10 protein-coding genes are annotated in these 10,339 nt (G+C 64.1%); 1 reads left to right on the forward strand and 9 read right to left on the reverse strand.

The window, feature by feature from the left end:
* Positions 1-234: 234 nt before the first annotated feature.
* From pcaF to cyoA, 5 genes are all read right to left on the reverse strand, one after another.
* A complete protein-coding gene (pcaF, locus tag AB4Y43_RS13745) occupies positions 235-1,437 on the reverse strand; it encodes a 3-oxoadipyl-CoA thiolase (RefSeq protein ID WP_069261673.1) in 1,203 nt (400 codons plus the stop codon).
* 294 nt (positions 1,438-1,731) lie between these two features.
* Complete coding sequence (gene cyoD / locus AB4Y43_RS13750) at positions 1,732-2,052, reverse strand: cytochrome o ubiquinol oxidase subunit IV (protein ID WP_069261672.1); 321 nt, start codon at positions 2,050-2,052, stop codon at positions 1,732-1,734.
* Positions 2,053-2,664, reverse strand: a complete 612-nt coding sequence (gene cyoC / locus AB4Y43_RS13755; protein ID WP_069261671.1) for a cytochrome o ubiquinol oxidase subunit III — start codon at positions 2,662-2,664, stop codon at positions 2,053-2,055.
* On the reverse strand, positions 2,664-4,673 hold the full coding sequence (cyoB, locus tag AB4Y43_RS13760) for a cytochrome o ubiquinol oxidase subunit I (protein ID WP_368605455.1): 2,010 nt from the start codon (positions 4,671-4,673) through the stop codon (positions 2,664-2,666). The genes cyoC and cyoB overlap by 1 nt, the downstream gene beginning before the upstream one ends.
* Positions 4,674-4,678: 5 nt before the next feature.
* Complete coding sequence (gene cyoA, locus AB4Y43_RS13765) at positions 4,679-5,572, reverse strand: ubiquinol oxidase subunit II (RefSeq protein WP_069261669.1); 894 nt, start codon at positions 5,570-5,572, stop codon at positions 4,679-4,681.
* Positions 5,573-6,216: 644 nt separating this feature from the next.
* Here cyoA and AB4Y43_RS13770 point away from each other — a divergent pair.
* Positions 6,217-7,041, forward strand: a complete 825-nt coding sequence (locus tag AB4Y43_RS13770; protein WP_368728013.1) for an IclR family transcriptional regulator — start codon at positions 6,217-6,219, stop codon at positions 7,039-7,041.
* Between the two features lie 60 nt (positions 7,042-7,101).
* Here the strand turns inward: AB4Y43_RS13770 and AB4Y43_RS13775 are convergent, their stop codons facing one another.
* The 4 genes from AB4Y43_RS13775 to phnF form a co-directional block, all read right to left on the reverse strand.
* Positions 7,102-8,022 carry a LysR substrate-binding domain-containing protein gene (locus AB4Y43_RS13775; RefSeq protein ID WP_368682504.1) on the reverse strand — a complete coding sequence of 307 codons (921 nt, stop codon included), beginning with the start codon at positions 8,020-8,022 and terminating at the stop codon, positions 7,102-7,104.
* 125 nt (positions 8,023-8,147) lie between these two features.
* A complete protein-coding gene (phnN, locus tag AB4Y43_RS13780) occupies positions 8,148-8,699 on the reverse strand; it encodes a phosphonate metabolism protein/1,5-bisphosphokinase (PRPP-forming) PhnN (RefSeq protein ID WP_069261879.1) in 552 nt (183 codons plus the stop codon).
* On the reverse strand, positions 8,696-9,424 hold the full coding sequence (locus tag AB4Y43_RS13785; RefSeq protein ID WP_368728014.1) for a DUF1045 domain-containing protein: 729 nt from the start codon (positions 9,422-9,424) through the stop codon (positions 8,696-8,698). Before AB4Y43_RS13785 ends, phnN begins: the two co-directional genes overlap by 4 nt.
* Entirely contained in the window at positions 9,421-10,176 is a 756-nt protein-coding gene (gene phnF / locus AB4Y43_RS13790) for a phosphonate metabolism transcriptional regulator PhnF (protein WP_342946772.1), read from the reverse strand. Before phnF ends, AB4Y43_RS13785 begins: the two co-directional genes overlap by 4 nt.
* Positions 10,177-10,339 lie beyond the last annotated feature (163 nt).

Here is a 10,339-nt window from a genome sequence, read left to right on the forward strand (position 1 = left end):
CCGAAGTGCGGCCGATTCTACGCGCGGCTTTTAGAACGCGGACGTTACCTGCCCGGAAGCGGGTCAACTTACCGCAACCCAATACGGCTAATTGCCGAGGGGTTTGCTGAGGCTCAAATTCCCGTGCGATTACGTGGTGAAATGGATCGCGCAATTGTTGCGTAGCGCGAAATTTCTAACAAAAAAGCCGCGGATCAAATCGACCCGCGGCTTTCAATTCAGGGCGACGAAAAATCAGACGCGCTCGATAGCGATCGCAATTCCCTGCCCCACGCCGATACACATCGTGCAAAGCGCAAAGCGCCCTTGCGTGCGATGGAGCTGATACGTGGCGGTCGTCACGAGACGTGCGCCGCTCATCCCGAGCGGGTGTCCAAGCGCGATCGCGCCGCCGTTCGGGTTGACGCGAGGATCATCATCGGCGACGCCGAGCATGCGCAGCACGGCGAGGCCTTGCGAAGCAAACGCTTCGTTCAACTCGATCACATCGAACTGGTCGATGGTCATGTTCAGACGCGCGAGGAGCTTCTGCGTAGCGGGCGCGGGACCGATACCCATCACGCGCGGCGCGACGCCAGCCGTTGCGATACCGAGCACGCGCGCACGCGGCACGAGCCCGAAACGCTTCGCGTTTTCCTCGTTGGCGAGGAGCAGCGCGCAAGCCCCGTCATTCACGCCCGAAGCATTGCCTGCCGTCACCGAGCCATCCGGGCGCACGACGCCCTTGAGCTTGGCCAGCGCTTCGAGGCTCGTTTCACGCGGATGCTCGTCGCGCGAGAAAACAATCGGATCACCCTTCTTCTGGGCAATCGTCACCGCGACGATCTCCTGCGCAAGCGTGCCATCCGCCTGTGCGCGAGCCGCCTTCTGCTGGCTGCGAACCGCGAACGCATCCTGATCGGCGCGGCTCACGTTGTAGTCGACGGCGACGTTTTCGCCCGTTTCCGGCATCGAATCCACACCGTACTGCTGCTTCATCAGCGGATTGACGAAGCGCCAGCCAATCGTCGTGTCGTAAATCGCGGCGTCGCGAGCAAAGGCACTCGTCGACTTGCCCATGACGAACGGCGCGCGGCTCATGCTTTCCACACCGCCCGCAATCATCAGCCCCGTTTCGCCCGACTTGAGCGCGCGCGCGGCAATGCCCACGGCGTCCATGCCGGAGCCGCACAGGCGGTTCACCGTCGAGCCCGGCACGGCCTGCGGCAAGCCCGCCAGCAGCGAGGACATGCGCGCGACGTTACGGTTGTCCTCGCCGGCCTGGTTCGCGCAGCCGTAGATGACGTCATCGATCGCCGTCCAGTCCACGTCCTTGTTGCGCTCCATCAGCGCCTTGAGCGGCACGGCGCCGAGGTCGTCGGCGCGAACCTGGGCAAGGGCGCCCGCGTAGCGGCCGATAGGTGTGCGAACCGCGTCGCAGATGAATGCTTCCGTCATGTGAGTCTCCTTTCGATCGCACGCACTTGATGCGATCCCATGCAAAGATGATTGAGATTGACGGACTGCGCGGGCGAAAATGGGAGATCGAGCGCGCACGTCCTCGTGCGATTTGTTCGAATGCCGAACCGATGATCGTTAATAGAACAATTTGACGGCCATAATAGGCGCGTCCTGGGACGAGTGTCAAGCACGCGGACCTGGCTCCAAAAACGAAAAAACCGCACAGGCCGGGTGCCCGTGCGGCTTTGCGAGTTCAGGCGGGCGCGAGGCGCCAGCCAGTGAGGCGAACGCTTAACGCGACATCATGAGCGCGCCGACATTGTGCATGACCCAGATCGTGCCGAAGATCAGGAACGCGGCGGCCAGCACCGTGTACGCCAGCGACAGGACGTTCCAGCCCTGCCCCGGCGACGTGTTCAGATGCAGGAAGAACACGAGGTGCACGACCACCTGCACGAAGGCGAGCACCGCGATCACGATCAAGGCCGCGGAGGCATCGAGCGTGCCGTGCAGGACAACGCCGAATGCGCCCGCGGTAAGCAGCACCGAAAGAATGAAGCCCGCCACATAGCTGCCGAGGCTGCCGTGCGACTCTGCATGAGATTGAGCCATTTAGAGCACGCTCCCGAGATAGACAAAAGTAAACACGCAGATCCACACCACGTCGAGAAAGTGCCAGAAGAGGCTCAGGCACGTGAGGCGGCGGATTTCCTGCTCGCCCAGCTCCCGTGCGCGAACCACCTGGATCATCATCACGAGCATCCACAGCAGGCCGAAGAACACGTGCAGTCCGTGCGTGGCGACCAGCGTGAAGAACGACGACAGGAACGCGCTGCGCTGCGGGCCGGCGCCTTCTGCGATCAGGTGCGAAAACTCGCGCAGTTCGAGCACGAGGAACGACGCACCCAGAATGAAGGTGACGGCGAGCCAGCCGAGCACCACGCCGTTCTTGCGCTGATGCGCGCCGAGCATCGCGAACCCGTACGTGATGCTCGAAAACAGCAGCACGGCCGTTTCGAGCGCCACGCCCTGAATATCGAACAGGTCCTTGCCCGTGGGGCCGCCCGCAAACTGCTGGCTCAACACGCCGAACGTGGCGAACAGCGCCGCGAACAGCAGGCAGTCGGTCATCAGGTAGACCCAGAAGCCGAATACCGAGTGCGACTGCGGGTGATCGTGCTGATCGAGTTCGGCAAGGGTTGCCGCATTGGTTTTCTGTAACATCAGACTGCCTCCTCGGCGACCAGGTCGCGCTTGGCCACGGCGGCGCCGGTGCCAAAGCGGCTTTCTTCGATCTCGCGGACCTTCGCGGCCGGAATGTAGTAACCGTCGTTGTTGCCGAAGCTCTTGAGGATGACCGTCAGCACGACGCCGACGAACCCGAGCACCGCAAGCCACGTGATGTGCCACACGGCCGCGAAACCCAGCACGAGGCTGAACATGCCGATGAAGAGGCCCGCCGACGTGTTCGACGGCATGTGGATGTCGCTGTATTTCGCGGCGAGGCCCGGAGCGCGGCCCGCTTCCTTCATGTGCGCGAAAGCGTCGATGTCGTCCACGTGCGGAATGACCGCGAAGTTATAGACCGCCGGCGGCGACGACGTTGCCCATTCGAGCGTGCGGCCGTCCCACGGATCGCCGGTCACGTCCTTGCATTCGGCCTTGTTGCGGTTCACGAAGGCCATGACCCACAGCAGGACCTGGAACACGACGCCGACCGCGATGATCGCAGAGCCAATCGCGGCGACCACGAAGTACGGATGCCATTCGGGCACATCGTAGTGGTTGGTACGACGCGTTGCGCCCATGAAGCCGAGCACGTAGAGCGGCACGAAGGCCACGTAGAAGCCGACGAACCAGCACCAGAACGACGCCTTGCCGAGCTTTTCGCTGGGCTTCAGGCCGAACACCTTCGGGAACCAGTACTGTAGGCCCGCGAGGTAGCCGAACACCACGCCGCCGATAATCGCGTTGTGGAAGTGAGCGACCAGGAAGAGCGAGTTGTGGAGCACGAAGTCCGCGCCCGGAATCGCGAGCATCACGCCGGTCATGCCGGCGATCGAGAACGTCACCATGAAGCCGACGGTCCAGAGCACGGGCGCGGTGAAGTGCACACGGCCGCGATACATCGTGAACAGCCAGTTGAAGATCTTCACGCCGGTGGGAATGGCGATGATCATCGTCGCGATACCGAAGAACGCGTTGACGTCGGCGCCCGCACCCATCGTGAAGAAGTGGTGCGCCCACACGAGGAACGCCAGCACCATGATCGCGCACGAGGCGTAGACCATCGTCTTGTAGCCGAACAACGGCTTCTTGCAGAACGTGGCCATCACTTCCGAGTAGATGCCGAACGCAGGCAGCACGAGGATGTACACCTCGGGGTGGCCCCACGCCCAGATCAGGTTCAGATACAGCATGGCGTTGCCGCCCAGCTCGTTCGTGAAGAAGTGCGTGCCGACGTAGCGGTCGAGGCCGAGCAGCGCCACCGCGATCGTGAGGATCGGGAACGTGGCCATGATGAGCACGTTCGAGCACAGCGCGGTCCACGTGAACACGGGCATCTTCATGAGCGTCATGCCGGGCGCGCGCATCTTGACGATCGTGACGAAGAAGTTCACGGCCGTGATCAGCGTGCCGACACCGGAAAGCTGCACTGCCCAGATGTAGTAGTCCACCCCCACGTCTGGACTGAACTGCAGTTCAGAGAGCGGCGGATACGCGAGCCAGCCCACCTTCGCGAACTCGCCGACCACGAGCGAAATGTTGACGAGGATCGCGCTGATCGCCGTCATCCAGAACGAGAGCGAGTTCAGGAACGGGAACGCCACGTCGCGCGCGCCGATCTGCAGGGGCACGACGAGGTTGAAGAAGCCGACCATGAGCGCCATCGCCATGAAGAAGATCATGATGACGCCGTGCGCCGTGAAGATCTGGTCGAAGTGATGCGGCGGGAGATAGCCGGGCGAGTCGAACGCCATGGCCTGCTGGATACGCATCATGACCGCGTCGGCGAAGCCGCGCACGAGCATGAGCACCGCCACGATCATGTACATCACGCCGATGCGTTTGTGGTCCACGCTCGTGAGCCACTCGGTCCAGATGTACTTCCACTTGCCGGTCACGGTGACGAGACCGAGCACGCCGACGACGATCAGCGCCATGAACGCCGCCGCGCCCATGATGATGGGCTGATCGAACGGGATCGCCTCTAATGTGAGTTTTCCGAACATGCTGCTTACCCCTTGGTCACGCAGGACGGGTCGAAATTCGTGACGTGCCCGTTGTTGTACTTCGCGATGATGTTATTGAAGAGCTTCGGGTCGACGGTCGAGAAGTACTGCACCGGCGCCTTCTCCCGCGGCTTCGCGACCGTTGCGTACTCGTCCATCGAAAGCTGGGTGGACGACGTCTTCACCTTCTGCACCCACGCGTCGAAGTCCTGCTGGCTCGTGGCGAGCGTGCGGAACTTCATGTCCGAGAAACCCTTGCCGCTGTAGTTGGACGAGAGCCCGTCGAAATCGCCCGCTTCGTCGGCGATCAGGTGCAGACGCGTTTGCATGCCCGCCATCGCGTAGACCTGGGTGCCCAGTTGCGGGATGAAGAACGAGTTCATCACAGCGTCCGACGTGATGCGGAAGTTGACCGGCGTCCCCACCGGCACGGCGAGCTGGTTCACCGAAGCAATGCCGAGGTCGGGGTAGATGAAGAGCCACTTCCAGTCGAGCGCGACGACTTCGACGTTGATGGGCTTCACGCTCGACTCCAGCGGCTTGTACGGGTCGAGTTCGTGCGAGGTGCGCCACGTGAGGATGGCGAGGAACAGGATGATGGCGGCCGGAATGGCCCAGACCACCACTTCGATTGCCGTGGAGTGGGCCCACTTCGGCGCGTAGGTCGCGTTGCGGTTCGAGGCGCGGTAGCGCCACGCGAACAGGAGCGTCAGGATGATGACGGGCACCACGACCAGCAGCATGGCCCATGTGGCCGTAAGGATGAGCGACTTCTCGGCCGCGCCCACGCTGCCCTTCGGGTCCAGCACGGCAAAATTGCCGCTGCACCCCGCAAGAGAAACGAGCAGCCCGCTGCCGAGGGGGATTAACCACCTTTTAAAGGCTTTTCTGTCTTTCATGTTTGCCTGTTCTTCCGTTGTCCACCAAAACGCGTAACACCAACACATTTGCATCGCATATTCGCCACGCAAAATGCACCCGTATCGTATTCAGCGCGATTCTACGGAAACCCCAATCTCAAAATTTGATCTTTGCTAAGGATTGGCCAGCGGGACAAAGCACGCCCAGGCAAGCGCGACGGAAAGCCGCAAATATCTTTCCAATAGCTTTCATCTCGCAAACGCCCGCCACACAGTGGTTTCAGCGTGATTCCCCAGTGCGCGGGCAAGCGAGGATGGGCACCGGCGACACGCGCGGCGCGGTCGAAGAATCGTCAGAAAGTGTGCCGATTCATTCGAATTTCGACATGGCTCTTATCTCGTTTTAAGTTCATGAATTGCCGATATTCAGACATACGCAATCGACTCACGAATCAATCATTTTTAGACAAAATCCAATTGACTGAAATCAAATAACTGACTGCCAAATGATCTGATGTGCGCATTTGACGCATGTCACGCGACGCCGCACTATCGATGTTGACGCAGGCGCCATGCCCCGACAGTGAGCGGCCGCCCGACCTCGCCGCTTGTTGGCGAAACCGATCCCTTGGGTTATCTTGATAGGTTCTCCAAGCGCCGCAGCAAGACCGAACGCCACGCCCATGAATTCCGCTTCCAGTGCCTCGCCAGACCGCTCCGCCGACCAGCACGAGATTCCCGAAAAACCGGGCGACTCCTATGTGCAGTCGTTCGCGCGCGGGCTTTCGGTGATCCGCGCATTCAACGCGGAGCATCCCGAGCAGACCCTCACCGACGTCGCCGCCGCCACGGGCCTCACGCGCGCCGGGGCGCGCCGCATTCTGCTCACGCTGCAGACGCTCGGCTACGTCGAAGCCGAAGGGCGGCTCTTTCGCCTCACCCCGCGCATTCTCGACCTGGGCTTCGCGTACCTCACGTCGATGCCGTTCTGGAACCTCGCCGAGCCGGTGATGGAAGAGCTGTCGCAGGAAGTGCACGAGAGCTGCTCGGCGGCCGTGCTCGACCGCACCGAGATCGTCTATGTGCTGCGCGTGCCCACGCACAAGATCATGACGATCAACCTCTCGATCGGCAGCCGTCTGCCCGCGTACTGCACCTCCATGGGGCGCGTGCTGCTGGCCTCGCTCGACGAAGCCGCGCTCGACGAAACGCTCGGCTCCTCAGCGCTCTATGCGCATACGGGGCGCACGGTCACCGACGTCGGCGAACTCAAGAAGATCATCGCCCAGGTGCGCCAGCAGGGCTGGGCCATCGTCGATCAGGAACTGGAAGGCGGACTCATCTCGATCTCCGCGCCTATCCGCAACCGGCAGGGCCGCGTGATCGCCGCGATGAACATCAGTGGCAACGCACAGCGCACGTCCGCCAGGCAGATGGTCAAGACCTTCCTCGAACCGCTTCAGCAAGCCGCGGCGCGTGTGTCCGGCATGGTCGCGCGGCGCACGTAAAAACAACGGATCGCAAGCGGGCGCGCCTGGGCAAGCTGCCCCGGCTGCGCTCGAGCCATTTCAGGCAACTTCGGCGAACACCTGCGCGAGCCAGTCGGCGAAAGCGCGCACGCGCAGCGACAACTGGCGGTTCTGCGGGTAAAGCACCGAGACCGGCAAGGGCGGCGGCGGATGCGCGGGCAGCACGACGCACAGCTCGCCGTTGGCGAGCAGGTCGCGCACGCGGTAGCGCGGCACCTGCACGATGCCGAGCCCCGCCAGCGCGCCCGCCGTATAGAGTTCCGCGCCGTTCACGGCCACCGGGCCCGGCAGCGTCACGCGGGCGATACCGTCGGCGGTCGTGAATTCGAGCGGAAGCGCGCGGCCCGTGGCCGGCGACACATAGTTCACGGCCCGATGGCCGGGCCGGCCAGGATTGTCCATATGCGTGCCGGCGAGCGCCTCGATCGACTCCGGGTCGCCGTGCCGTTCCAGATACGCGGGGCTCGCGCAGGTCACCTGCTCGAGCAGCGCCACGCGCCGCGCGATCATCGAAGAGTCGGCCAGCTCGCCCGCGCGCAGCACGCAGTCCACGCCCTCGCGCACGAGATCGACGAAGTGATCGCCCGAGCCGATGAAGAGCTCGACGCGCGGATAGCGCGCGAGAAAGTCGGGCAGGCGCGGCATCACGAAATACTGCGTGAGCGTGCCCTGCATGTTCACCCGCAAACGCCCCTGCGGATCGGTGTCGCGAAACGCCTCCTCGGTTTCCTCGAGGTCGGCGAGCAGGCGCATGCAGCGCTGGTAGTAGGCATCGCCATCGAGCGTCGGCTTGACCTGGCGCGTGGTGCGTTCGAGCAGACGCACGCCTAGGCGCGCTTCGAGACGCTTGATCGAGTTGGTGACCGTCGCGCGCGGCAGGTTCAGGTCCTCGGCCGCCTGCGTGAAGCTGCGGCGGTCGACGATGCGCGTGAAAATTTGCATCTCCTGGAAACGGTCCAAGGGCATTCTCGTTGAGTTCTCGGGTCGCCTGCATCTTCTCACGGCAACCACGCCCAACCAAAAATCCCCCCGCCCATTCGAGCCCTTAAGCGACTGTTAAGCGGCGCTCGAGGACGGCGCGGAGACTATCCGGCCGCCACCTGCAGCACGAGCTTGACGAACGCCCCGCCCGCCTCCTCCAGGTGCCCGGAGTTGTCGATGCGCGCAAACGCGGCGCCCGACGGCACCTCGAACGGCGCGCGCCGCGCAAGACGCAACGCGACCTGCTCGGGCGTTTCACGCGCCCGGGAAGCGAGGCGCGCGGCGAGTACGTGCTGCGCGGCCTCGATGTGCACGAGCGTCATGCGCGGGTAGCGCTCGAACGCCTCGCCCGCGTAGGCGCGCGAACCGTTCACCACGACGGTGCAGCCGAGCGCCATCCATTGGTCGATCTCCACGCCCACGCCGTAGCGCAGCGCGTGGCTGCGCCATTGCAACGCGAAGAGGCCGCGCTGCGAGCGCGCCTCGAATTCGGCCTCGGTGAGCGCGATGTGGTTCTCGCCGCCGCTGTCTTCGCGCGTGATGTAGCGATGCGCGAAGACGACGTCTTCACCGGAGAGGCGCTCGCGCGCGTAACGCAGCAACGTGTCCTTGCCCGCACCCGAAGGCCCCATTACGTAGATCAGGCCGCCCTTCATGCGCGGGCCCCCGCGAACGGCAAGCGGCGCCACAGCGCGAAAGGCGCGCCCGGCTCGGGCTCGACGAAGAGCGCCGCGCCCTCCACCGGCAGCGGGTTGGCACCCTGCATCTGCGTGTTCCAGGCATCGACCAGTTGCGCGCACGTTTGCGCGTCGTTCAGCGAATCGGATAGCGTCATGTGAAAGCGGAATTCTTCGAACACGTACGGATAGCCCCACGCTTCGACGTAAGCGCGCTGACGCTGCGTGAGCGGCGCGTCGAGGCGCTTCGCGAGTTCGGCGGGCGTTTGCGGGGCGCGCAGCGAACCGAGCGCGCGCAGTGCGTCGGCAGCCAGTTCGCGCAGGGCGGTTTCGCCGGCATCGTCGGCGGGGCGCAGCGCCACGAAGCGGCCGAGCAGCGCCGCCTCGACATTGGCGTCGAAGCGCGCCTGCCCTTGCGCCCACTGCTGCGCGGCGGCGAGGAGCGCCGCGGGCGTCATGCCCGGCGCGAGACGAAACGGCGGCACGAGGGTGCCGTGCCAGCCATAGCGACGTGGCGCGACCGTGAGCGTTTCCAGCGGCTGCGGCAGGCCTGCGAGCCACGGCGGCGGCGCGAGCGTGTCGCCCGTCTCCGGATCGCGGCCAAGCCACGCGCAGCCCGCCTGCCACCACGCCGACTCGCGCGGCGGCGCATAGTAAAGCGCGAAGCGCGCGGCTTCGCTCCAGTCTTCGTGCAGCACGCTCATATGTCGTGCTCCACCATCAACTGCACGCGGTCGGCGGCGAAGTGCGTGATACCGTACTTGATCGGCACGCCATCAAGGTCGACGTCGACGTTTTCCACCCACAGCACCGGCTGCTGCCGGTTGATGTTCAGGCGCCGCGCCACCTCGGCCTCGGGCAGCACGCTGCCGATACGGCTCCACTTGCGCAGATAGTCGGCCACGCCGTATTCGGCCAGGGCCTTCGAGGTGCTGTCGACGCGCTCCATGACCACGGGCAGATCGGCGAAGCGCGCGGCGGGATACCAGCTGCGCGCGTAAGTGAGCGGCACGCCGTCCGACTCGTGCAGCGTTTCGAGCCGGTAGACGAGCGCGCCCGCGCGCAGCCCCAGGGCCTTGGCGACCGTGGGGTCCGCCTTGCCACGCGACGACGACAGCAGCTTGCCCGCCGCCGAATGCTGATGGCGCTTCAGGTTCTCGGTAAAGCGCGTGCGCTTGCCGATGGTGTAGTCGATCGCGCCGGGCTGCACGAAAGTGCCGCGCCCCTGTTCCACGCTTACGAGCCCCAGCGCCGCAAGGCCCAGCATCGCGCGCCGCACCGTGTGGCGGTTCACGTCGAAGCGGCGCGCAAGCTCGCCTTCGCTAGGCAGCCGGCCGTCTTCGCCGAAACCCTTCGCGGCGATCTCGGCCGCGAGGATCTGCTCGATCTGCCGCCACACCGCCACACCCGCGCCGCGCTCAAGCAGGCTGGACGGCGCCTCGTCGTTCGATGTCATGGTGCTGTCATTCCTCTCGGTTCCAATAGCGTTTTGTGCATTGTAGTGCGCAGGGCGTGATGGAAATATGAAAACCTTCATTGCGTCCGCACTGGACGACTGTACCACTAAACGTCTAGACGTTTAGACGAATAGATGGTTCAATCGAGGTCCAGACAAGGCT

Origin of the sequence: Paraburkholderia sp. BR10872 (assembly GCF_040965835.1) — a bacterium.
Classification (GTDB): domain Bacteria; phylum Pseudomonadota; class Gammaproteobacteria; order Burkholderiales; family Burkholderiaceae; genus Paraburkholderia; species Paraburkholderia nodosa_A.